Source organism: Streptomyces sp. NPDC002889 (assembly GCF_042888425.1).
GTDB lineage: Bacteria > Actinomycetota > Actinomycetes > Streptomycetales > Streptomycetaceae > Streptomyces.
On the sequence record NZ_JBIAPT010000006.1, the window covers coordinates 93043 to 117088 of the forward strand.

Consider the following 24046-nt stretch of genomic DNA (forward strand, 5'->3'; position numbering starts at 1 on the left):
TGCGGGCGCCGCTCCCTTTCCTGATCCCCGTCCGAGTGCTTCTCGCTCCTTCTGGCCGACACTCCTCCAAATGTTCTAGAGTCGTAAAACATCGAATGAGAGGAAGGCCGGGGTGGTGTCCAGTCCGTCAGTCCTATCCACGAGGAGACCCATGCCCCTCCCCGATGCACAAGCGCCTCTGACACTCACTGACGCGGGTCGTCAGGACGACGTGGAGCGTTGGAAGTACCTGCCCACCGCGCAGCAGCCCAACTGGAGCGATCCCGCGCGGCGTGACCTCGCCTGCCGCACGCTGTCCGAGGCCCCATCGCTGGTCAGCCCTGCCGGCCTGGCCGAACTCAAGGGTCTGCTGGCTGACGTCGCCAGGGGTGCCGCGCGGATCCTCCAGGCCGGCGACTGCGCCGAGAGTTTCGCCGAGTACTCACCCGCGCACGTCCGGGCCAAAGCCGGAACCGTGAGCCGACTGGCCGCCCGGCTCGCCCGGACCGGTGGCACCGAGGTCGTGTCGGTCGGGCGGACGGCGGGTCAGTTCGCCAAGCCGCGCTCGGACGCTGTCGAGACCGTTGACGGCCGGCACCTGCCGGTCTTCCGAGGCCATCTCGTCAATGGTGAGGGCACTTCGGCGGCGGACCGGCGCAACGACCCTGACCGGATGCTGCGCGCCTACGAACTCTCGGGCGCCGCCGCGGCCCAGCTCGAGGCGAACGCGGCCGACGGGCGGCGCATCTGGACGAGTCATGAAGCCCTGGTGATGGACTACGAGGTCCCGCTGGTCCGCTACCACGAGGCCGAAGGGCGCTGGTTCCTCGGTTCCACGCACTTCCCGTGGATCGGGGAGCGGACCCGGGATGTGCGGGGAGCTCACGTACGCCTGTTCGCGAACCTCGCCAATCCCGTCGCCTGCAAGGTCGGCCCGACGGCTACTCCCGAACAGCTGCGGGAGCTGTGCCGCGTACTCGACCCCGAGCGTGAGCCGGGCCGCCTCACGCTGATCGCCCGGCTCGGCCACCGGGCAGCCGCAGACAGGCTGCCTGCGCTCGTACAGACCGTCCGGGAAGCTGGACACCCGGTGGTCTGGGTCTGCGACCCGATGCATGGCAACACCGTACGAACCGCCGGCGGAATCAAGACGCGGTACGTCCAGCACATCGCCGCAGAGGCCGTCGCCTTCGCCCGAGTGCTGACCGGCCTGGGCCTTCACCCCGGCGGGCTGCACCTGGAGACCGCTGCCGATGCCGTCACCGAATGCGTAGGCGTCGACGTCCCCGACGAGTACGCGCTCGGGCGTCACTACACGAGCCTGTGCGATCCACGCCTCAATGTGCTGCAGGCCCTCGAAGTCATCGACCGGTTCAGCGCGGCCTGAGGCAGCTGCGGAACCGCAAAGGAGTGGCACAGCCGGGAGCCGGTTCCCGGCTGTGCTCACCGGAAGGGGAGGGCAACGACGCGTAGCCGCGACAATCACATGGCCGTTGCAATCAGGAGACGAGGAGGTCAGACGTGCGTGGTGAACTGTTTCACCCCGACCGGGGAGACATCTCCCTGGACAAGGTGCTGCACGCTCTCAGCGACCCCATCCGCCGGGACATCGCTCGTACGATGCACCTGGAGGGCCCACGCGTGTGCGGGCAGCTCAGCTACCCGATCGCGAAGTCGACGCTCTCGCATCACCTCAGGGTGCTGCGGGAAGCCGGACTCATGCAGACCGAGATCCGCGGGACCACCCGTGTGATCACGCTCCGGCGTGAGGACATCGATGCCCGCTTTCCCAAGCTGCTGGATGCTGTCCAAGTGACGGCTCCGGCACCGGAGGAAGCCCGGGTGGCCGGTTGAGTCTCCGGTCCGGGGCCGGCCTTGCGGGCAGCGGCCCCGGACCGCGACTCGCCCCGAGTCACAGCGGAAGTGCGGCCATCGTGTGCGCCGCGGATGCCAGGGTCATGTGCCGGTGCCAGCCCCGGAACGAGCGGCCCACGAAGTCGCGCAGGCCGACCTCGTCACCCCCACGGGAGAAGTCCCGGGCGACCCTGCGGGTCAGCTTCGTGAGTCGGAGCAGTGAACTGCTGGGCACCTTGGTGAGATCCGTGATCCACACCTGGGCGGGAGCGCGGTCCGGGGTATGCCACTCTCCCAACAGTAAGAGCGTCCGCCGGGCACCGGGGGACGACTCCGGCGTCCGTACGCGTACGGACGCGACCAATGAGGCGCGTATGCTCGGAGCCCCGCTCGGATCTGCCCATTCGACCGGGTGCCGCAGGGCCTTGACCGCATCCAGAATGCGCGCCGCGGGCATGGCGGCCCCGCCGGCTCCGGGCAGCAAAGGGTCCTCGACCACGAGCCGGGCTCCCCTGTCGATCCTGGCGAGCACCGGGAACCCGGCCGACGCGAACCGGCTCATGGCCCTCCAGCCGTTGCTGTCCCTCAAGTCCATCAGCACCGGCCTCGGCCGGGTGTTCCAGGCGGCGGCAGCGTCGAGGACCACAGTGGCGGCACATTCCTCGAGCGGTTGGCCGGCGACCTTGTCAGGGATCTCGGCACGATTGCGCAGGTCCCGGTCGTACGCCCATCGACTGGGGAGGAACAGTTTCCAGTTGACCGGCACACTCAGCCGATCGGAGGCATACCACGCACCATAGGCGCGCTGCCCCACGACGGTCTGCCCGTATCGCTGATCAAACCACCGGTCCACGCCGACGGTGTGCTCGCCGACCTTGGGAATCAGCATGGACTGGATCACCCACGCCTGCGGCGGGCTGGTCCGCTCCAAGAAGTCGGCCAGGGCGGCTCGCACCGGTTCCCAGTCCCAGGTCGAAACGGCGATGAAGTGGTGCAGTCGCTGTTCCTCTTCCGGGATGCCGAGGCTGGCGGCGATGTTCCGGACCGATTTGCGGCCCTGAGCCACGAGTAGTCCCCGGACGTACTGCTCCCCTCTTTCCCGCTGGTCTCTTCTGCTCAGCGAGGAGAAGAGCGCGGCGAGGAAGTCCTCCCGCGTGACCGCCCTTGTGGACCCCGGCTGGCCCCGCACAGCGCCGCGTGCCTGACGGGCATCACTGGATCGTGCAGTTCGGTGCCCTGTAACACGGGTACTCATGGCATCCGCCCCCCATTGACTGGCATGCCGTGGCTTCACCTCTGGCGTCAACACCAGTTGAAGCCCTCGTGTGACGCTAGTCCTGAGGTCCGCGTGGCGTCAACCGGTATAGAGGCTGCACGCTCATCGACTTCCACACCAGTGTGGCGATAGCGTGTGCTCCAGAGGATGGAGGCGCGGCCTTGAGCGACTCAGAGAATGAGCCGGGCAGAAGCCTGGCAGACAAGCTGAACCACCTGTTCACCAGCATGATTCCGGCCGGCCGCGGCCCTTACAGCAACGAGGAGGTTGCCCGCGCCATCAGCGTGGATGGTGTGCCCATCTCGGGCAGCTACATCTGGCTTCTGCGCAAGGGGCAGCGTGACAATCCCACCTTGCGGCACGTGGAAGGCATGGCGAGGTTCTTCGGTGTACCGCCGGCGTACTTCTTCGACGACCAGGTGACGGCGACCGTGAACGCCGAACTCGACCTGCTCGTGGCCCTCCGGGACACACAGGTGCAGCACGTGGCGCTCAGGACGGCAGGTCTGTCCCACAAGAGCCTGCGGTCCATCAATGAGGTGATTGAGCGAGTGCGCGAACTGGAGGGACTCGCCCCGGACCCGGGGAGTCCCGACGCGTAACCGCCTGACGCGAACGACCGCCACCGGCTGGTGCCCTGGCGCTCGGTGAGCAGGCGCGCGAGGACAGGACACGACTGGCGGGTACTGCCATCCGTGGACGGGTCCTCCAGCAGCGTTTCGCTATCTGGCCTGGTCAGGGGCGTCGCCCGAAGTGCAGTTCAAGACGCTGGTGCCGCTTCGGATCAAGCTGTCTAGATCGACTGCCAGGAGCAGCCGGCGTTGCAGACCGTCCATGGAGATAGCCACGTTCCTGATGGCCATTGCCGCGCTGATCATTAGCGGCCTTGCCTTCTGGAGCAGTCACCGCTCCGCCGAAGTTGCAGAAGCAGCTGTCGAGCTACAGAAGGCAGCGGCGGAGCCGAGGGCCAAGTTCCGCATCACCAGCCCAGGAAGTGGCGCATTCCGTCTTGCGAACTGCGGCGATGCCCCAGCCATCGGGCTGGCTCTGGTGGCTGACGATGAAGGGTCTGTTGTGTGGGATCAGCCTCTCGGCGACGTCCTGCATCCCGGTGACGTGCGCGGTATCTACCTCACATCAGGGGCCAACCCGCCGACGCGGTCGGCGACGGCGTGGCGGGGCCACAAGGACGGCGCTCCCTACGACCGGGGGGTCGCCACATGCGGCTTCCTCACCGTTCCGCGCGAGTTAATCGAACAGACTCGGCCCGGCGGGATCATCCTCGGTTCGGCGCTCGCCGGCCTCCGCGTCTCAGTTGAGGTCGGCTGAGCCGGGTTGGTGTCGGCGGCTCTACAAAGCAGCTCCTCCGACTCATCACGTAGAACTGGGTCTACGGGGCTGCCATCCAGGTTGCGCACCGAACGGCAAAGCATCCCAGGTGCTCGGACCGTTGGCCCGAGCGTGATCGGAGCCGGACGAGGAGCGGGCGTTTCAGGCACGCTTGGCGGCGAACGGGCCGCCGGAGCCGAAGGCCAGGGCGGCGAAGCGTTCGCCTATGCGGCGGTGTGTGGTGGCGTCCGGGTGAAGTTGGTCGGGCAGCGGCAGTTCGGCGAAGTCCGGCTCGCCGTAGAGGCCGCGGCCGTCGAGGTAGTGCAGGTTCGGGTCGTCGGCTGCCCGCTGCTTCACGAGGCGGGCCAGTTCGTCCCGGATGACGTTGAGGGTCAGCTTCCCGCCGGCCCGTTCCGCGGGGTCGCCCGCGGCCCGGAACTGGAGCCTTCCCGCGCTGAGGTTGCTGAAGTCCGGGGCACTGGGGCCGGGGGTGTCCTCGTGGATGGGGCACAGGATGGGCGAGACGACCAGGAGCGGAGTGGTGGGGTGGCCGTCGCGGATGGTGTCGAGGAAGCCGTGCACCGCGGGGCCGAAGGCGCGCAGGCGCATCAGGTCGGTGTTGACGAGGTTGATGCCGATCTTGACGCTGATCAGGTCCGCGGGGATGTCGCGCAGGGCCCGGGCGGTGAACGGGTCGAGCAGGGCGCTGCCGCCCAGGCCCAGGTTGGTCAGATCCACACCGCCGAGAGAGCCGGCCAGGGCGGGCCAGGTTGTGCTGGGGCTTGCGGCGTCGGAGCCGTGGCTGATCGAACTGCCGTGGTGCAGCCACTTCTTGCGGCCACCACCCGGTAGGGGCTCGACGGGGGCGTCGGTGCGCAGGGCGACCAGCTGGGTGATCTCGTTGTACGGCAGCCAGATCTCGACGTCCTTGACGCGGTCGGGGAGGCCGGAGAAACGGACGGTGCCGACCGGGCCGGGCCGGGTTTCCACGGACCCGGTGGTCATGTCCACCATCAGGACGTTGCCGCCGGTCACACTGTCCTGCCCGGCCGGCCGGCCGTCGACGAGCAGGTCGTACACGCCATCGGGGCGGGGCGGGGCGCCCTCGTAGACGTTCTTGGTGCGGAGCGCGTCCAGCTCGACCGCGGTGGCCCGCGTGCGGAACACCAGCCGTACGCCGGACGGCTGGGCCTCCGCCATGGCCAGCTGCCCGTCGGCGCACTGGGCACGGGCCCGGGCGGGCAGCCGGTGCGGCAGCACCCCGTGTTCGGTGCGCTCCAGATCCAGGGCGCCGCGCAGGATGGCTGTGGTGATGGGCGTGGTGATCCAGTCCATCGCCCGGTCCGCCGTGGGGGCGCCGGGGACGTCGTCGAGCCAGTCGTTCATGGCTGCATTCTGCTCGTCGGATGCACGGCCCGCCCCAAGATTTTCCGCCCACCCCCTCGTGGCTGACGGCCGACGATCGCCGACCGCCGACCGCCGGGCGATCATCCAGCGGCTCAGCATCAGCTGCCGGTGAGGCTAACCATCCGCCCGTGATCGGGGAGGCGAAACCTGACAGATCGAAGCTCCCGCCGCCCTTTCACCGCGGGCCGGCTGTCGTCGCCACATCCCGGGCCTCGGCGGGCCATCGAGGGACGGCCGACAACGGTCCACAGCGACCACCAACGACGGCCCCGCCGCAGGTGGGAGGGGCCGTCGTTGACAAGCGCAGAGCTCAAGAACCCGCCCCGTCAGTTCCGGGACATCCGACGTGTGCGAGAACTGTCCGGGCCACCGCAGGTGCGGTGGCCCGGCCGGCGGGCTCTGCCACGGTTACGAAGCGACCTTGCACTTCCGCTGGGCATTGATCTGGTCCCGCGTCATGACCTTGCCCGACCAGGTCATGTACTCGTCGTCGGCGAGCTTTGCGGAGCGGAGCTTGGTCAGGTCGACCGAGCCGGAATCAGTGTTCTGTCCTCCCTCATCGAGCCATGCCTCGACATAGAACTCGTCGGGAAGCTTCCCGGGCAACGGCTTCCGCTCGGTCTTGAAACTGCCCGCGCCTCCCACCACGAACAATCCGCCGCGGACCTCGCCGGACGTCGGATCACTTGCGCTCCACAGTGACTCGAAGCCGTCTCCGCGGCCGTCACCTTCGACGCTCACCGCCACGGTGGCACCGAGGACCGTCTCCGACGGACAGCTCGGACGGACGACGACAAGGTGACCGCCTTCCATGCGATAGCCGAAGTCCATAGGCACGGGACCGTTCGTCAGCGCACAGGACGACACGGTGGCGAGGACGATCAGCGGGAGCATGGCAACGCGCAGCACCGCTCGCATCACGGACATGGGTAGTCCCCGTCCGCGAAGCCCGCTTGCTCTTCGTACTTGTTCTCGCACGCGTCGAACCCCTCCATGGCGTAGTCCCATCCGAACTTCACGCCGCGCTTCTCCCACTGCTTCACATGCACACGCTCATGTTTCAGCCTTGGCGGGTCAACCCAGTCGGGACGGTTCTTGGCGGTGACATAGGTGTCGCCGATGGTCGTACCGCCTCGGCCGTAGATCGTCCAGTCCGTGGTGCAGACGGTCAGATCGACGCCCTTGTCCTCGCAGGCCCCGCCGGTCAACTCGGCCGCATCCTCGTACATCTCGCCCAGTATCTCGCTCTGGTTCTTCGGGTTCTTGAGCCAGTCGTAGCCCTGCCGCAGGGACTGCCCCTTGTCGATCATCCAGTTGTTGATCGGGTCGAAGAGGCTGTACCCCTGCTTGGACGAGCCGTTCGTCGCCGGCATGTTCTGGATCTGGAGCAGGAGGAACTCGGCCCGGCAGTCCACATCGCAGCCGCTCAGGTCGACCAGTGGCCTCAGTTGTTTGCGCTGGACCGAGCCGACGCCGTACATCATCATCCGGATGTAGTCGGCCTTTGCCTGGCGCAGGGCGAGGAGCCGCTGCTGCTCCCACAGGATGGCCGCCTGGCACTTTGCGTTGCACGTGTTGCCCGTGCTGGTGCTGGACGCGGTACCACTGTTGCCGCTGCTGCTGCTCTTGGCGTTGTTGCCGCTGCCGCCGGCGAACAGGGGCGGGCTGAGCGTCTCCTCCGCGGCGATCATCTCAGGCGTGCAGCTGCTGCCGGAGCAGGTGATCTGACCTGCGAGACCGGTCGGGTCGGCGATGGTCACCGGGCTGTTCTCGGCGTACGCGTAGCCGTTCAGCGACTGGTGCTTCTCCGACTCCAGCAGCGGGTCGACGCTGAGGAAGCGGCCGATCGCCGGGTCGTACTCGCGTGCGCCGATATGGGTCAGGCCCGTTCCGGTGTCCGCAGGTTTGCCCAGGAACCGCTTGTCGTCGGGCCAGGTGCCGCTGCTGGTGGTGCCGCGGGCGGCGCCGAACGGCGTGGAGTAGCGCCGGACCACGGCCTGGGTCGTCGCGTCGACGGACAGGCTGGAGGTGCCGTGGTGGTCCCCGGCGAGGAAGGACAGTTTCTGGTTGCCGCTCTCGGTGCTGCGCACCGCGATGCCGGTCTCGCCGGCGGTGTACGAGCGCGTGGCCCAGGTCTTCGTGGTGGTGCCGCTCACCTTGCGGTGGATCTCGGTGGCGCCCAGGTACAGCACGCTTTCGCCGTCGCCGATCGCCCGGCGGATGAACAGGTTGCCTTCGGTGTCGTAGAGGTATCCGGTCTTCTTGGTGCCCTCCGTGAGCAGAGCGAGCTTGCCCTCGGCGTTCCAGTCCAGCGACTGGCTCGCTGTGGAGCCGGGGCGCTTTTCCGTGTTGCCCGCCGGGTCGTAGTCGTACGTGGGGTCGGCACCTTCACAGGGCTTGGTCGTGGTGGTCGTCAGAGTGTGGCGCTGCGCGCTGTCGGCGTAGCAGTAGTTGGTCCTGGTGCTGGTTCCGTCGGTGCTGTACCGGGTCTCACTGGTGCGCAGGCCGGCGGTGTCGTAGGTGTATGCGGTGCGGTACGGGGCGGGGCCGCCGATGGTCTTGTCGGTGCAGTCGTCCGTCGACGGTGCCCATGCCTCCGTCAGCCGCCGATGGCCGTCGTAGCCGAAGCACTGGGTCTCTGCCTTGAGCGTGGCGTCCGGATTCGGCACGTCCTTGATCTTGGTGACATTGCCGGCCTGGTCGTAGGTGTAGGAGAGGTCCTGCGGCTTGTACGGGGCGGTCTGCGGCATCGTCACATAGGAGCGGCTCAGCCGGTCCGTGCCCTGCTCGTACTCGTTGTTGAGGTACGTCTTCTTCGCCTCGGTGGCGGCCGACACCGCGAGGGTCAGCTGCTGGACCTGGCCCGTCGCGCTGTAGCTCGCAGCCTGGAGATATCCGGAGGTACCGGAGAAGACGGAGGTCGGCTGGCCGGTGGGTGTGTACCTGCGTTCGATGGTCTCCGCGGGCAGGCCGGCTGCCGCCGGTTCTGTCGTGTGCTGCACGGTGCCGTCGAGGTTGTAGGCGGTCCCGAAGCTGTAGGTGGCCTGGGCCGCGCCGGCGACGACCAGTGGTTCCTTGGCGTCCAGTGAGAGCTGGGTGGCGGTGGCGCGATAGAGGTTGTCGTAGGTCACGACGGACTTGGTGTAGGCCTTGCCCGCTGTGGTGGCTCCGCCGTCGTAGCGGGTGGAGCCGGTCGGCTGCCCCTTGGCGACGGTGTCGAAGGTCCACGCGGCGAGCTTGCCGGCGTCGGTGCGCGAACCCGACCACAGGCCGGTGGTGCGGCCCAGCTCGTCGTAGCCGTACAGCAGATGGTGGCCGGCCGAGTCCTTCGTCCAGTCGATCTGGTCCGCAGCGGTGTAGCCGGTCGTGGAGGCTCCCTTGTCCGGGTCGGTGGAGCTGACCCGGCGGCCGAACAGGTCGTAGGTGGAGGACCATGTGCCGCCGTCGGGGCCGGTGATCGTCGCCTCCTTTCCGTCCCGGGTATAGGTGTGGCGCGTCGTGGTGTACGAGACGCCGAGGGCGCCGCCGTACTCGGCGTCCCTGGGATCGGGGCCCGCGTACTCACGGCGTTGCTCGGTCCTGCCCAGGGCATCGGTGATCACCCGGGTGGCCTTGCCGCCGTCCACCGCGCTGGTCGCCGTGGAGTCGCCGGTGTAGGTCGTGGTAGTGGTCCACCGCTTCTCGCCGAAGACGAGGAAGGTGCTGCTGACGGCGCGTCCTGCACCGTCGTGGGCGATGTTCGTCTGTTTCGGCGACTCCCCGTACTCGGCACGGGCGTAGGTGCCGTTGGGGGTCGTGGTCGAATCGAAGATTTCGGCGTACGTCTCGTGGGCGAGGCCACGCGAGTCGTAACGGGTGTCGGTGAGCAGCCGTCCGCCGAGCGGTGTCGGCGTCTGCTTCTGCAGCGGGCGCAGGAGCGAGTCGAAGATCTCGTACGATTTTGTCACCGTGTCGGACGATTTGATCTTCGAGGTGGCGATGGCCGGGGCCTTGCCACGCTCGAGGGTGTACCGGAAGGAGACGCTGGCGCTCTGGCCGCCGTCCTTGCTCCGGTCGGGCCGCCAGACATCGGTGAGCCGGCCCAGAGCGTCGTACGTCTGCTCGGTCTTCTTCGAGTTGGCGTCGTACGTCCGCACGGGGACGCCCCGCATGCCGTCGAGGAAGGTGGTGGTCTTGTGCCCCTTGGCGTTGGTGACCACGGTCTTCGTGGGGACACCCGCACCGGTGGGCGTGTGGAGCGTGGTGGTCTCCCTGCCTCCGGTGTCGATGACGCTCAGCGGGCGGCCGAGTGCGTCGAACGTCTTCTTCGAGGTGCGCTGCCAGCTCGTGGGCGCGCGCTCCGCGCCGGTTTCGGCGACCGGATAGGCGGTGGCCCGGCCGGTCCAGCTCTCCAGGCCGTCGGTGGGCTGCTGGTCGGGGGACCATCCGGTGGCCGCCGGGTTGTCGTACACCGTGGCGGTGTCGCCGAGTACGTCGCCCGCTGTGGCGGACGAGGCCGGCAGCGTCAGATCGCTCTCCTTCGTCGCGCAGGGGCGACCGGTGATCCGGACCCGGGTGGTCAGGCTGTTGATGCCCGCCTTGTCGTTGCGGGCGTACCAGGTTCTGGTGCACGTCTCGTCACCGGTCTTGGCGGTGTTCCCCGCGCTGTCGACCTTGACGGCCATGCCGTAGGAGTCGTAGCTCGTGGTGGTGCTGGTGGTGCGCCAGGACTTGGGCACGGTCAGATACGTGTGCGTGGTGGCCTTGCCCGTGCGTACGTAGTACGACTCGATGTCGGCGTACGACTTGTGCTGGGTCGCGGTCCGCGCCGACCAGGGGTCGTTGACGTTGACGGAGACCGGGGTGCCCCCGTCGTAGGTGATGGTCTGGCGGACGAAGCCGGCGAACTGGTCGGCGTCCGTGAAGTCCGGCACGTCGAGTCCGGCGACGTCGGCACCGGGCAGGGCGACGCTCCGGGTGCCTCCCGCCTTGCGCTTGTCACCGTGCATGCCCTGGAAGAACGTGGAGACCGTCCTGGACTGCGTTCCGGTGCCGGCACCGGTGCGGACGGTGACCTTCTGGTAGCCGCGCCAGCTCGACCAGGTGCGCTCGTCGGCCGTAAGGAAGGGGCTGTCGTTGTAGTGCCAGGCCGGCTTCTCGTAGCTGTAGTGGTGCTCGACGAGCTCACCGTGGCCGGCCGGGTCCGCCGCGTTCACCGCGGTGACGCGGTACTTGTGGAACCAGTCCAGGCTCGCGTCCTGGGCGCCGTTGATGTGCCAGTACAGCGGGTAGCACGCCTCGTTGTTGTCGTCCTCGGCCACAGGCATCCGTGAACCGCGCACACATTCGGGCTCGCTGTAGGTCACCGTGGTGATCGCACCGACCTCCGACGTCACGGTGTTCACGCGAGGGCGGGTCAGCGGGAGGATGTTGCCGCCCCCCGGCTGGGTGCCGCCCGCGACCCGGTTGGGGCGCTTGTGGTAGGTGAAGGTCACCGGGTCGAGGGTGATGTCGGTGCCGGTGTGGCCGGTGCGCCTGATGCTTTCCAGCGTGAGCGTCTGGTCGGTCGAGTCACCGATGTCGCCGTTGTTCAGGAACTCCTGGGTGAAGACCCAGGAGTCGACCGGCGTGTGCGCGGTTCCCGAGAGCACCGAGGTCTCGATCTCGGTGAGCCGCTTGCGGGTGAAGAACGACGGGCTCTCGGGCAGGCAGTCGTCCTTGCCCGTGCCGGCGGCGCAGATCGCGTCGTAGGGCACGTCCGGCCAGTACTTCGCCGTGTCCTCGTTCAGCGTGGAGCAGTCCGCTGCCGTGCAGCGCTCGGCGTAGGAGAAGCCGACCTTGTACGGGGCCGTGGTGGTGAAGAGCGTGTCCTTGCGCTGGCCGTAGCGAATCTCGTTCAGGTAACCGCCGCGTGTGTACGGGGTGTTGGCCGTGCTCGCCTTGTTCTTGCGGTAGTGGTTCTTCTCGGCGGTGTACCAGTACGTCATCACGTTGCCGTGGGTGTCCTCGACGTAGTCGAGGTTCCAGCGCCAGGCCTGGGTGAGCGCGCGGTCGGCGAACGCGTCGCCCTTGTCGTGACCGGGCTCGCCCGCGTCGTCACCGAAGACCGGCACGGTCCAGACGGAGTTGGTGCGCTCGGTGTCCGCGTCGGCCAGCTTGTCGACGCCGAAGTGGTACTTGGTGCCCTCACCGGTGGTGACGATCCAGTGCTCGCCGTTGTCGTCACCGTTGGTGGCACCGGTGCCGCGGGTCACGGTCGATGCGTCGTCGTCCCTCAGCCGCCATGTGCCGTCGGTGTCGTCCTTGACGAGCTCGGTGGACCGGCCGTTGAGGACGAGGGAGGCGTTCTCGAACTTCCAGCACAGGTCGTACTGTTTGTCGTGTCCGTCCCTCTCGCAGGAGCCGTACCGCCGCTCGACGTACGACACCGTGGACAGGCCGAAGCCCTCACCGGCGTCGGTGCCCTGGTTGTTCGTCGACGCGTTGCGGCCGTCGATGCTCCCGGAGTCGTACGCCAGATTCAGCGACGGTGCGGGACCGGCGGCCGGAGCCGGGGCGCTCATCGGATAGGCCCAGGTGAACGATCCGGAGGAGCCGCCTGCCTCCCAGGTCGACGAGGAGGCGAGCGGAGTGGCCGAGAAGTCGCCGGCGCCCGATGCGGACTGACCGGACGGATCCGGGGTGACGGCGAGCACGGTCGCGGTCGACGCCGTGGCCCGGGACGCCGATGCGGCCCGGCCGGCCGGGGCCGTGGAGCGCGGCGGTGCCGTGAGGTCCAGTGGAGCGGACAGAGTCTGCGCGGTGATGTCGTTGCGCGCCTCCAGCGGCTTCGCCGTCCGGCACTTCGGGTCCTTCGGGGTGGTCAGGACGCAGCGGGGGTACTCGACCAGGCGCAGCCGTCCCGACCACCCGCCACCGACGGCGGAGGCGAACGAGGCGTAGTCAACGGTCAGTTCGGCCTTGCCGCTCCGGTCGGCCTGGGCGGTCAGCACCACACCGCGGATCCCTGCCGCCCGGGTCGCCTTGCGGTCGAGAACGGCGATCCTGGTCCGCTCGGGAGCCGTGGCGCCGGGCAGGCTCCCCACGGACACGGCCAGACCACCGACTGCTGTCTGCTTGGCCTTGCCCCGGGGGGCGAGCGGCACATCGGCCGTGCCCGGCTCAGGCCAATGGGCGGTGCGCTGCTCCTTTGCTGCCTTTGCCGTATCGGCGGCATTGCTCTTCGCCGAGGCGGCCACCCGCTTGCGCGCCTTGGCGGCCCCGGCCGCGTTCATGGCCTCGACCTTGCTGGACCGTTGCTTGGGCACACCCGGGCGGCCAGGTCCTTCGGCGGCCTGCGCCACCGGAGTCAGCCCGGCGGGAACGGCCAGGACGACGGACAGGGCCAGCATGACCGGCCGCGCCCATCTGCGATGTCTGTGTCTGCTTCCTCGACGTGCTGTTGAACCGATGCGCATGACTGTGAAACCCCCACCCTCTCGCACGGGAACGTCAGTGATGCCCGTGGCCGGGCATGCCCAGCCGGCCCGCCCCCGTGCGTGGTGCGGGCCGGTTCGGGATGCTGCGAGTACCGTGACCGACACGTTTGCCCGTCAAGGAGCGTCGTCCGGTGCGTGCCATCACCAGGCGGAGGATGGCTCTCGTACTGGACGTACTCGGGCGACTCCGACAGCACAGCGAGGTGCCGGAGCTGTCGTCGCGGGCCCGAGAAGATCGCCCGGCCAGGGCCTAGTCCCCGATGACGGCGCCGATCTGGTCCGTGCCGGTCATCGCGCCGGCCCAGATCCGGACCTCGTCGACCCGGGCAGGCAGGTAGTGGCCCCAGTCCGTGGTGCTCGCTCCCTTGCCGACGGCGAAGTCACCGGACCCGGCGAGGGCCGTGTACGCCCTCTCCGTGTCGTTCTGCTTCAGACCGACGTACAGCCGGATCACCGGTCCGCCGGGCTCGGCCAGTGCGTCGAAGACACCGGTCAGCCGGACCGGGCTGCCCAGGTCTGCGGCCTCGTCGGAACTCACCCAGGTGTGGGTGCCGTCGCTGTTGACCCGGCCGAATCGCCAGTAGCCCACCGGGACCGTGTACTCGTGGTCCTCGTCGTCGAGCCGGGTCTCCTTGCCCGTCAGCTCGTACCACAGGCCCCAGGAGGAACCGCCGGCGGTGCGCTGCCCTGCCACCTGGCCGACATATCCGGCGTCCTTCGCCAGCAGCTTCTCGCGGTCCAGCGCCACCGTGGTGGTCACGGTGAAGGATCCGGTGTCGTCCAGGACGGGTCCCGTGGTCGTCGCGGCGTCGTCGGTGCCGTCCAGTTCGAGGGCCTGGCCGTCCAGGGCGGCGCCGCCCGCCAGCGTCAGGTTCCGTCCGTAGCCGGAGGCGGCGTCGGTGAGCGTGGTGCCGCTGCCGCCCGCCGCGCTCCAGTTCGCGACAAGTTCGACGTCGGCGAGACCCGACGCACTGGAGAGGGTGCGTGCCTCCTTGGCGATCTCCGCGGCGGAGAGCGCCCGCTGCCAGACGGCCACCTCGTCGACGGAACCGGGGAAGTAGTGCTGGTAGGAGCTGTTCCACTTGTAGCGGCCGATCTGCATTCCCCCGCCCGCGTTCCACGAACCTGCGACGGTACGCGTCCCCTGGAGCTTGCCGTTCACATAGAACGCCAGTGACTGGGTGGCCGGGTCATAGGTGCCGGCGAGGTGGGTCCATACGTTGAGCTGGGCCTGCTTGCTGCCGCAGACCCCGAAGTAGGCCTGGCCGGTGTCCTCGTCCTTCTCCTTGGTGCCGAAGCACCACTTGCCGTAGGTGAGTTCGTGCCAGAGCAGGAACGGGCTGTAGCGGGTGCCGTCCTGCGACAGCACGATGGAGTCCACTCCCTTGTCGTCCAGCCGCACCCAGGTGGAGACGGTGTAGGCGGAGCGGGTCTCCAGCACCGGACCGCTGGTCGCGGCGTAGCCCGAAGTGCCGTTCAGCCGCATGCCCTTGTCTGCCTTCGGGGCGGGGAGCGGTTCGCCCTTGCCGTCGTACCAGAGTTCACCGCGCCGACCGCGGCCGTCACGCGTGGCCCCTGTGGACAGTGTTGCGTTGTCCTGGTTGGCCACCACGGTGGTCGACGTGTCGAGTGCCTGGCCGCTGTCCTCGCCGAAGTGCCAGCGGCCGACGGGGCCGTCGCCTTCCTTGACCAGGAAGCTCACGATCTGCGAGGCGCCGAAGCGGCCCACGTTGTCCTTGGCCCTGACCTCCAGCTGGTAGGTCCCGGGCTCGGGCGGCACGATGTCGCGCGACACCGTCGACCCGGCGATCTCAGGCGACCAGGCCGTCTGGTTGGACTGCTTGTACTGGTAGGCGGTGATCGTGTCGCCCGGGGCCGGGGCGAAGCTGAAGGTGCCCTTGATGTTCGGGCCGCCGCCCGGGACGCAGGTGGTGGTGCACAGCGTGTACCCGCTCACCGCGGTGACCACGGGTGCCTTCGGCGCCGTGGGGTCCACCTTGAAGTAGCACACGCCCGCGCTGCCCGAGGTGAGCACGTTCCTGAAGCTGTTCCAGTACGAGTTGGTCCAGGCGCCGACGCGGTAGAGCGTCCCTTCCTTGAGCGCTGTGGGCACCGTCGGCGTTACCGGCTTTCCGGCGCCGACGTAGGCGGTGCCGGTCGGCGAGAGGATGTCCTGGTTCTTGATCCAGCTGCCGCCGGACTGGTGCTCCACCCGGAACAGGCCCTTGAGCATCGCGCCGGACTCGCCGCCCGAGTAGGTCCGCAGGGTCGCGGAGAGCTGCGGCGTCGGGTCGCTCACGATGCTCGGCTTGGCCGCGTCCTTGGAGCAGACCGTGCCTTTTCCGGCGATCAGGCCGAACGGACTCGGGTAGTAGGGCCTGCCGACGTATTCGACCGCCAGCACGGCGTCGTTCTTGAACCGCTTCCAGGCGCTGGTGTCACCCTCGTCGTGGGCCCGGATCGCCAGGGTGAGCCGGGAGAACTTGCCCGCCGCGAAGTCGCGGACGGTCGGGGTCAGGTTCTCGTTGCTCTCGTCGGCGCTGTCGTTGAAGTCGATGGGCGCGTCCGGTGCGTCCGGGTCGCAGAGCGAGCCGCGGCCCGCCGAGACGTGGCGGTCCACCATCAGGTCGAGCTCACCCGGGCGCGAGGACCATGAGGTCGCCGAGGAGATGTTGTTCGTACGGACCAGGTCCACCCAGCGCGGGTCGCACTGGAACGCCCACGGCTCGGTGAGCCGGAACGTGGCGTCCAGGATGTGCTTGCCGGCCAGCGAGCTCGGCGAGAACTCGAAGTACAGCCGCTGCACATAGCCGGGGCCGCAGTAGTAGCCGTTCCAGGTGCCGCACTTGCCGGCGCCCATGCCCCGACCGTCGTCGCCGTTCCCCCAGCCGTAGCTCTCGTAGCCGTCCGAGCGCAGCAGGGTGCGCTCGGACTCGCCCCACGTCACCTGCGGGTCGATGTACAGCGGGAAGGCCTGCGCGTCCTTCTGGCCCAGCAGCTCGGCGTCGGGGACGACGGCCAGCGAGTCCTTGGCCACCTGGATCGGCAGGTCGGCCCGGGCGTCACCGGGGCCGGGGCCGTCGATGGGCTCGGGGGCGCCCGGTGCCGAAGCCGCCGTCGGCACCGACACGGAACCCCTGGCCGCGGGTGCCGGCACGGACGCCTTGGCCGCGGGCGTCGATACGGACGGGGCATCGCCGGTCCTGGACGGCGAAGCGGCCGCGGACCCACGGCCGGGGACAGGCTCCGGGGCGGGCGCCGCCTCCCCGCGGGAGTCCCACATCAGCGCAGGCGGCGAGACGAACACCTCCTTGGCGTTCGCGTCCGTCGCGCTCATGCCGCCACCCGCAGTGCCGGAGACCTTCACCCCCGCCGACTTCAGCGAGAACTGGATCCGCTTGAGCGCCGGATTGGCCGCCGCCTTCGGCGTCTTGACCACCAGAACCTCGCGGAACCCCTCCACCGTGGCCGTCATCCGCAGGTCCACGCCGGGCAGAACCTCGGGGTACACCGCGCTGTCGCCGTCCAGCACCGGTTCGGGCAGCCTGCCCGGCCACCCCAGGTCCAAAGACCGCCCGCCCCGGGCGATGCTCACCAGCCGGCCGCCCTCCCCGCCGCCGGAGAACGACAGGTCGACCGTGGCCGCCCTGGGCCCCACACTTCCGTCCGCCCGCCGCTCCAACGTGGCGTCCGGTTTCACCCACGCACCGGTACCGGTACGAGCCCGCACCGGTACCACGGACTGCTCCAACCGGAACGAAGCGCCGTCGGGATTCGCATAGGTCGTCGCGAACTCCGTCCGCGCTCCCACCACTTCGACGCGCTCCCCCGTCTCGGCGGCCCGGGCCAGTGCCCTCTGTTCCTCCGACCGAGCCGGAGGATTTGCTTCCAGAACCGCGGCCTCCGCGGTCACGGCCGGCACCACCAGTGCCGAGAACATCGCCGCGAGCGCGGTCGACACCGCGAATCTGCTCCGCATGCGCGCATGCGCACGCGGGAACCCTCTTCGAACCCCCACAGTCCCCACCCCAGAGTCACAAGTCCTACACAGGCGCGGGGAAGCCAAAGGCGCGACACGGGGAGCCGTCAACACCATTCGCAGTAGCCACGGCAATCGCAGAATTGTGGATACTCCCGAGCATGATCGGATATAACCGATCCAGGCGATGTCACCGAGCGTCACACAATAGGTCGCCGCGCCGGGATACAGTTGCATGATTCACAAATGCAACGCCTCTGTAATGATCACGAGACGTGCACAATGAACCCACGACCACTCAGGGACCTTGCACAGCAAGGGAGTTGAGCCCCTCCGGAATGGCGGACGGTAACCGTCACCCTCCGCAATGAACCCGTCACCTCGTGACGCAGATCACAACCAAGGGGCCCTGCGGGCACCGCGCAAGCACCGTGCGAACACCGGGAAATTGGCCATTGACCGGCTGCCCCGACAGGCGTTCCATGGACATAAAGGACAGATAAGGCTGCCGACGGGAGGCTGCCCACCATGACCACCCACGCAGACATCGAGCAACACCCGGACCTGGCCGAGATGCGTTCCCGCTTCGAGCGGGCGACCGCCACTCCGCGTGCCCAGGCCGTTGAAACCCTGGCCCTGCTCACGGGCCTCTACCTGGCGGCCTCGCCGTGGATCGCCGGATTCAGCGACCTGACCAGTCTGGCCGTGTGCAACCTGATCACCGGTATCGCCTATGCCATCTGCATGGGCGGCTTCGGTTCCGCATACGAACGCACCCACGCCATGGCGTGGGCGGCGTGCGCCATAGGCGCATGGACGATCATTTCCCCGTGGGTCGTCGCCGGCAGTGTCGCCACGACTCGCACCGTGGTCAACAACGTCATCGTCGGTGTCGTCGCGCTGCTCTGCGGCCTGGCCATGGCTGCCACGAACGGTCAGATGTCGCGCGGCCGACTGGCCCGCTGACACCGTCGCACCGCTGTCATCGATCGAGGGCCCCGAACGGAAGGAGCGGGGCCTTCGCCCTGCGCGGCAGCGGGACTGCGCAGCTCACGGGCCGGGGGTGACGCCACCCTTGAGGCGTTCGAGGTCGGAGGGCCGCACCTGGATGACGCATATGGCGATCAACGCGGCGATCGCCGTGAAGACCGCGGCCATGACGAAGGCCGCGGAGACTCCGGAGGTCAGGACCTCTGAACCCCAGGGCGGCGGGAGCTGCCCGGTGCGCTGGAACTGCAGCCGCTCGACCGGGGTCGCCTGGGCGAGGAATGCAGGGACCTGGACCTCGGCCTCATTGCGGCTGGCCGTTCCGTAGATCGTGACGAGGATGGACAGGCCGAGCGAACCGCCCACCTGTTGGGTGGTGTTGAGCAGGCCGGACGCCGCCCCGCTCTCGTGCGGCGACACGCCGGAGACCGCCATCAGGGTCAGTGAGACGAACTGCATCCCCATACCGAGGCTGAAGACGAGCATCGGGCCGAGGACGCTGCCCAGATACGTCGAGTGGATGTCGGTCAGAGTAAGCCAGGAGAGCCCGGCCGCGGCGAGCACGGCGCCGGTGACCATGAACGGTTTCGGCCCGTACTTCGGCAGCAGGCGGGAGGTGCTGCCCGCGCCCACCGCGATGAGGGCGCTGACCGGCAGGAAGGCGAGGCCGGCCCGCAGCGGGCTGAAGCCCAGCACGTTCTGCACGAAGAGGGTGAGGAAGAAGAACATGCCGAAGATCGCGGCGGCGAGGCTCAGCATGATGCCGTACGTCCCGGCGCGGTTGCGGTCGGCGAACATGTGCAGCGGAGTGATCGGCTGCTTGGAGCGCCTTTCGATCATGATGAAGGAGGCGAGCAGCACCACGGCCGCGCCGAACGACGCCAGCGTGAGCGGGTCACGCCAGCCTTCCTGCGCGGCGCGGATGAAGCCGTAGACCAGCGCGACCATACCCAGCGTGGAGGTCAGAGCTCCGGCGAGGTCGAAGTTGCCTGGATGGCGCTCGGACTCCTTGATGACGCGGGGCGTGACGAAGGCGATGAGCACCCCTATGGGCACATTGACGAACAGGACCCAGCGCCAGTCCAGCCATTCCACGAGTACACCGCCGAGCAGCAGGCCGATCGCCCCGCCGCCCGCGGAGACGGCCGCGAACGCGCCGAACGCCCGGTTGCGTTCCGGGCCTTCCGCGAACGTGGTGGTGATCAGCGCGAGCGCGGTGGGTGAGGCGATGGCGCCGCCGGCGCCCTGCAGGGCACGCGCCGCCAGGAGTTGGCCGGAGTCCTGCGCGAGTCCGCCGAGCAGTGAGGCGAGTGCGAAGAGCAGCACGCCGAAGATGAAGACGCGTCGCCGGCCGAGGATGTCACCGGCCCGGCCACCGAGGAGCAGCAGGCCGCCGAAGGTGAGCGTGTAGGCGTTGACCACCCAGGCCAGGCCGGTGGTGGAGAAGTCCAGCGCGCTCTGGATGTGCGGCAGGGCGATGTTCACGATGGTGATGTCCAGCACCACCATCAACTGGCACGAGGCGATGACGAGAAGGGCGATTCCGTGTCCGCCGCCCTTGCCCGGAGCGGCGGTCTGTACGGGGGTCGTCGGCTTGGGGGAGGTCATGGCGAATCGTGCGGCGGGTCAGTGGAGGATTCCGCCCACTGTTCCGACGGTAATCCCCCTGTGGTTGCGCCACCACTCGATCAAGCGCGGTCGCCCGTCGGCTCCGCGACGAAGGAGCGCAGCGCGGCCGACAGTTGTTCCGGCTGGTCCTCGGCGATCAGGGTGCAGCTGTCCTCGATCTCCAGCAGCCGCCCCTGCGGCAGCAGTTCGGCGAGCCGCCGCCCGTGGTCGCGGGGCATCATCCGGTCCTCGGTCGCCCACACCACGAGCGCGGGCCGGTCGAAGGAGGGCAGGGCCTCGGCCGCTTCGAGCAGTTCCGTCCTGCGCACGCCCGCGTTGTAGCGGCGGAAGTCGTTTCTGATGACCGGGTCGGTCCGCAGCGGACGCAGCCAGCCCTCGGTGATCTCCGTGGGGACCGGGCGTTTGGTCAGCGCGCCGAGCCCGATGGGGAGCCTGCGCAGGGCGCGCAGCCCAAGGACTCGGGCCATGAGGGCGACGCCGCCCGGCACCTTGCAGATCAAGGAGATCATCTTGCCCGGGGCACCCGGCGGGTAGTTGTCGAACGCCTCGCAGGAGATCAGCACCAGCCGCGCCAGCCGCTCGGGGTGGCGGGCGGCAACGGTCTGTGCCCGGCCGCAGTCGCTCTCGACGAGCGTCACCTCGCGCAGGTCCAGGCGCTCCATGAACTCGGCGATCAGCTCGATGACCGAGTCGGGATCGAGCGGAACGTCCGGCCGCATGGGGGTGCGGTGCGCACCGTACGGCAGGGTCGGGGCGATGCATCGATGGTCGCGCCGGAGGTCGGCGACGACCGTGCGCCAGACCGTCGCGTCATGGACCAGGCCGTGCAGCAGGACGACGACCGGGCCGGGTCCCCCGGTGTCCTCGTAGTGGATGGTGCCTGCGGTGAGTTCGATCTCCGGCACTGCTGCTCCCCTCGTTGGATAACGATGTTATGCACAGGCCTGCCCGGATACCAGTGATGCGGCAGTGACAAGGTTGGCTCTCCGTCGCGTCTGAGAAGTGAGCAGTCCGCGACAGAGCGGCTGGAGAGGGAGGGCAGGAGTGGTCGGCCACGACAGTTTGGACGAATTCCAGGAGTTCGCGAGCACCCGAAGCGCCCGCCTTTTCCGTACGGCACTGCTGCTGACCGGCGGCGACTGGCATCAGGCCGAGGACCTGGTGCAGACGGCCCTGGGCAAGGCGTTCGCCTCGTGGGGACGGGTGCGGCGCGCGGACAACCAGGACGCGTACGTCCGCACCGTGCTGGTGCGCGCCCATCTGTCCCAGCGGCGGCTGCGGCGCAGCACGGAGCAGCCTGTGGGGGAGGTGCCCGACAGCGCGTACGGCACGGGCGGGGATCCGGCCCTGCGCGTCGCGCTGCTGGGGGCCTTGGCCCAGCTGCCTCCCAAGGACCGTGCGGTGCTGGTACTGCGCTACTGGGAGGACCGCAGCGTGGAGCAGACCGCGGTCGAACTCGGCCTGCGGGCGGGCACGGTACGCAATCGCAGCATGAGCGCGCTGGCACGGCTTCGTGAACTGCTCGGTGCCGAGCGCGAGTCACTCACGACTGTCTGAGAGGGCGGAGCATGAAACTGGACGAGCAGGAACTCAGCAGGGCGATGGATGACGCGGTCGGCGGTGTGCGGCCGGCGACCGGCGACCTGGTCGAGGGGGCGACACGCACGGGGCAGCGGCTGCGGGTGCGGCGGCGGATGGCGGTGGGGACAGTGGCGTTCGCGGTCACCGGCGCGGTACTGGGGGTGCCGGTCTTCGGCGCGTATCTGCCGACGTACACAGGCGGCGAGGTGCGTGCGGCGATGCCGAGCGCGCCCGGCGGCGGGATGGGCGGGGTGGAGATGCCGGACTTCAGCAAGGTCCCCAGGCCGCCCACCGCGCCGCCGCCCGGGAAGCAGTGGCTGTCCGGGCGGGCCACCGTACAGATCTTGAGGGACCTGCTGCCCAACGACAGGTCGTCATCGGACTACGAGGGACAGGACGGGCCGGAGCACTACCCGGCCACGACCTTCGGGAGGCTCGGCACCGGCTGGCCGGCCGGGGCGGAGGTGCAGGTCAACGTCGATGCCGACTTCGGCCGGAACTCGGCCGCACTGGGTGAGGACCTCGAGGAGTTCTACTCGTGTGAGGGCCGTGAACCGGAAGGGCGCATGACGGCGTGTGGTGTCACCGCGCTCGCCGACGGCTCGGTGCTGATCATGTACGAGGACCGCTCGGGGCTTCTGCTGCGGCGGCACGCGGATCTGTTGCGGGCCGACGGCATGCGGGTCGCCGTCGGCACCGCCAACGGCGTGGACATCGAGGACGGTCCGGTCATCGGTCTGGAGCCGCCGCTGAGCCTCGACGAGATGCGCGACATCGCCACCAGCCCGCGCTGGCAGATCTTCGTGGACCTCGAGGTCAATGAACGGGCGAAGGAGCTGGAGCCGTACAAGGACCGGACCCAGTACGTCCCGCCCGGCGGCAGCATCCCCACCGACGACCGTCAGGGCAGCACGGCCACTCCGTCCACCTCGACCAGGCACTGATCGTCCCAGAGCCGGACCACGCCGATCACCGCCATGGCCGGATAGTCGCGGCCGGCCAACCGTCGCCAGATACGGCCCAGTTCGGTCGCATGTACGCGGTAGTCGGCCACGTCCGTGGCGTAGACGGTGACGCGGGCCAGGTCGTGCGGGGTGCCGCCCGCGGCGGCGAGGGCGGTGAGGAGGTTGGTGAGTGCCGTCTCGAACTGCTCGGGCAGCGCATCGCCGACCACCTTTCCCTCGGTGTCCAGCGCGGTCTGGCCGGCCAGGAACACCAGCCGGGTACCGCTGGCGGTGACGGCGTGGGAGAAACCGGTGGGCGGGGAGAGTTCGGCCGGGTTGTGGCGCTGCAGGCTCATGCGGACACCTCCGTGGCGTACGGCTCGTCGGCAGCCGGCCGCACGGCCGGGTCCTGGGCGGTCCCCCTGGCGTACAGCTCCTTGGCGATGATCGTGCGCTGGACCTCGGTGGCGCCCTCGTAGATCCGGGGCGCGCGGACCTCGCGGTAGAGGTGTTCGAGCAGGTGCCCGCGCTGCAGGGCGCGGGCGCCGTGCAGCTGGACGGCGGCGTCGACGACGTACTGGGCGGTCTCGGTGGCGAGCAGTTTCGCCATCGCGGACCGCCCCGGCACGTCGGCCGCGCCGTCGTCGTACGCGCAGGCCGCCGCGTACACCAGCAGCCGCGCGGCCTCGGTGCGGGTGGCCATCTCGGCGACCTTGTGGGCGACCGACTGGAGATCCTTGAGGGGGCCGCCGAAGGCTCGGCGGGCGGCCGTGTGACCGATCGTGGCGTCCAGGGCGGCCTGGGCCATGCCGACCGCGAACGCGCCGACGCTGGGGCGGAAGAGGTTGAGCGTGTTCATCGCGACACGGAACCCGCGGTCCACCTCGCCGAGCACATCGTCCGCGGTGACCGGCACATCGGTGAAGGTGAGCGCGCCGATCGGGTGCGGCGAGAGCATGTCGAGCGCGGTGCCGGAAAGACCGGGGCGGTCGGCGGGGACGAGGAAGGCGGTGACGCCGCGGGCACCCGCGCCCTCGGTCGTGCGGGCGAACACGGTGTAGAAATCGGCCTCGGGGGCGTTGGAGATCCAGCGCTTCTCGCCGCTCAGCCGCCAGCCCGCACCGTCCGGCGCTGCCTTCAGTCCGAGGGCCGCCGCATCCGATCCCGCATCCGGCTCGGACAGCGCGAAGGCGGCGACGGCGTGCCCCGCACTCACGTCGGGGAGCCAGCGCTCGCGCTGTGCGGCCGTACCCGATTGGACCAGCGGGTAGCTGCCAAGGCCCTGGAGCGCCAGCGCGGTCTCTGCCTCCGTACAGCCGTAGGCCAGGGACTCCCGCAGCAGGCACAGTTCCAGCGCGCCTGCCGTGAAGAGGCGTTCCAGCAGACCGAGTTCACCGAGTGCCGTGATCAACGGGCGGTTGACCCGCCCCGGTTCGCCCTTCTCGGCGAGCGGCCGCAAGCGCTGGTCGGCCAGGGTGCGCAGCTGGGCACACCAGGCGGTCTGTACCGGATCGAGCGAGAATACGGGCATTCGAGCCCCCACTTCCGACGGCCGGGGTCCGGGGCCTGGCGGCGAAGCCACGGATGTCTGCGTCCCCGGAAAAGCAGAGTATCGCGGAGCGTT

The 24046-nt window shown here is 69.1% G+C and carries 16 protein-coding genes; 7 read left to right on the top strand and 9 right to left on the bottom strand.

What is annotated here, in order from left to right; translation table 11 throughout:
- The first annotated feature begins 151 nt into the window (after window positions 1–151).
- Together ACFYWI_RS10850 and ACFYWI_RS10855 are read left to right on the top strand one after the other, a co-directional pair.
- Entirely contained in the window at window positions 152–1366 is a 1215-nt protein-coding gene (locus tag ACFYWI_RS10850; protein ID WP_389228582.1) for a 3-deoxy-7-phosphoheptulonate synthase, read from the top strand.
- 134 nt (window positions 1367–1500) lie between these two features.
- Complete coding sequence (locus tag ACFYWI_RS10855) at window positions 1501–1833, top strand: ArsR/SmtB family transcription factor (RefSeq protein ID WP_389228585.1); 333 nt, start codon at window positions 1501–1503, stop codon at window positions 1831–1833.
- A 58-nt stretch (window positions 1834–1891) separates the two neighbouring features.
- On the opposite strand, the gene ACFYWI_RS10860 is transcribed toward ACFYWI_RS10855, so the two are convergent.
- Window positions 1892–3088, bottom strand: coding sequence for an IS701 family transposase (locus tag ACFYWI_RS10860; protein WP_389228588.1), 1197 nt, complete (start codon window positions 3086–3088; stop codon window positions 1892–1894).
- Window positions 3089–3270: 182 nt separating this feature from the next.
- Between ACFYWI_RS10860 and ACFYWI_RS10865 the strand changes: the two genes are divergently transcribed.
- Both ACFYWI_RS10865 and ACFYWI_RS10870 read left to right on the top strand, forming a co-directional pair.
- Window positions 3271–3711, top strand: coding sequence for an XRE family transcriptional regulator (locus tag ACFYWI_RS10865; RefSeq protein ID WP_389228591.1), 441 nt, complete (start codon window positions 3271–3273; stop codon window positions 3709–3711).
- Between the two features lie 151 nt (window positions 3712–3862).
- On the top strand, window positions 3863–4438 hold the full coding sequence (locus ACFYWI_RS10870; RefSeq protein WP_389228594.1) for a hypothetical protein: 576 nt from the start codon (window positions 3863–3865) through the stop codon (window positions 4436–4438).
- A gap of 162 nt (window positions 4439–4600) precedes the next feature.
- Here the strand turns inward: ACFYWI_RS10870 and ACFYWI_RS10875 are convergent, their stop codons facing one another.
- From ACFYWI_RS10875 to ACFYWI_RS10890, 4 genes are all read right to left on the bottom strand, one after another.
- Window positions 4601–5824 carry a GDSL-type esterase/lipase family protein gene (locus ACFYWI_RS10875; RefSeq protein ID WP_389228597.1) on the bottom strand — a complete coding sequence of 408 codons (1224 nt, stop codon included), beginning with the start codon at window positions 5822–5824 and terminating at the stop codon, window positions 4601–4603.
- 429 nt (window positions 5825–6253) lie between these two features.
- On the bottom strand, window positions 6254–6772 hold the full coding sequence (locus tag ACFYWI_RS10880) for a hypothetical protein (protein WP_389228600.1): 519 nt from the start codon (window positions 6770–6772) through the stop codon (window positions 6254–6256).
- On the bottom strand, window positions 6763–13215 hold the full coding sequence (locus ACFYWI_RS10885; RefSeq protein WP_389228603.1) for an RHS repeat-associated core domain-containing protein: 6453 nt from the start codon (window positions 13213–13215) through the stop codon (window positions 6763–6765). Before ACFYWI_RS10885 ends, ACFYWI_RS10880 begins: the two co-directional genes overlap by 10 nt.
- 337 nt (window positions 13216–13552) lie before the next feature.
- Entirely contained in the window at window positions 13553–17281 is a 3729-nt protein-coding gene (locus ACFYWI_RS10890) for a LamG-like jellyroll fold domain-containing protein (RefSeq protein WP_389228610.1), read from the bottom strand.
- Window positions 17282–17809: 528 nt separating this feature from the next.
- On the opposite strand from ACFYWI_RS10890, the gene ACFYWI_RS10895 reads away from it, so the two are divergent.
- Complete coding sequence (locus ACFYWI_RS10895; RefSeq protein ID WP_389228613.1) at window positions 17810–18247, top strand: SPW repeat protein; 438 nt, start codon at window positions 17810–17812, stop codon at window positions 18245–18247.
- Window positions 18248–18331: 84 nt separating this feature from the next.
- Here the strand turns inward: ACFYWI_RS10895 and ACFYWI_RS10900 are convergent, their stop codons facing one another.
- The gene (locus ACFYWI_RS10900; RefSeq protein ID WP_389228616.1) at window positions 18332–19876 is read right to left on the bottom strand and encodes an MFS transporter; all 1545 of its coding nucleotides are present in this window, start codon (window positions 19874–19876) and stop codon (window positions 18332–18334) included.
- 80 nt (window positions 19877–19956) lie between these two features.
- Window positions 19957–20802 (bottom strand): alpha/beta fold hydrolase, encoded by an 846-nt coding sequence (locus ACFYWI_RS10905; protein ID WP_389228619.1) that lies wholly within the window; start codon window positions 20800–20802, stop codon window positions 19957–19959.
- Between the two features lie 139 nt (window positions 20803–20941).
- Here ACFYWI_RS10905 and ACFYWI_RS10910 point away from each other — a divergent pair, with 139 nt between their 5' ends.
- Complete coding sequence (locus ACFYWI_RS10910) at window positions 20942–21454, top strand: SigE family RNA polymerase sigma factor (RefSeq protein ID WP_389228622.1); 513 nt, start codon at window positions 20942–20944, stop codon at window positions 21452–21454.
- Window positions 21455–21465: 11 nt separating this feature from the next.
- Window positions 21466–22422, top strand: coding sequence for a hypothetical protein (locus ACFYWI_RS10915; protein ID WP_389228625.1), 957 nt, complete (start codon window positions 21466–21468; stop codon window positions 22420–22422).
- On the opposite strand, the gene ACFYWI_RS10920 is transcribed toward ACFYWI_RS10915, so the two are convergent.
- A complete protein-coding gene (locus ACFYWI_RS10920) occupies window positions 22380–22778 on the bottom strand; it encodes a RidA family protein (protein WP_389228628.1) in 399 nt (132 codons plus the stop codon). The two genes, ACFYWI_RS10915 and ACFYWI_RS10920, sit on opposite strands and share 43 nt — an antisense overlap.
- Window positions 22775–23953 carry an acyl-CoA dehydrogenase family protein gene (locus ACFYWI_RS10925; protein WP_389228631.1) on the bottom strand — a complete coding sequence of 393 codons (1179 nt, stop codon included), beginning with the start codon at window positions 23951–23953 and terminating at the stop codon, window positions 22775–22777. The genes ACFYWI_RS10920 and ACFYWI_RS10925 overlap by 4 nt, the downstream gene beginning before the upstream one ends.
- Between the last annotated feature and the right edge of the window lie 93 nt (window positions 23954–24046).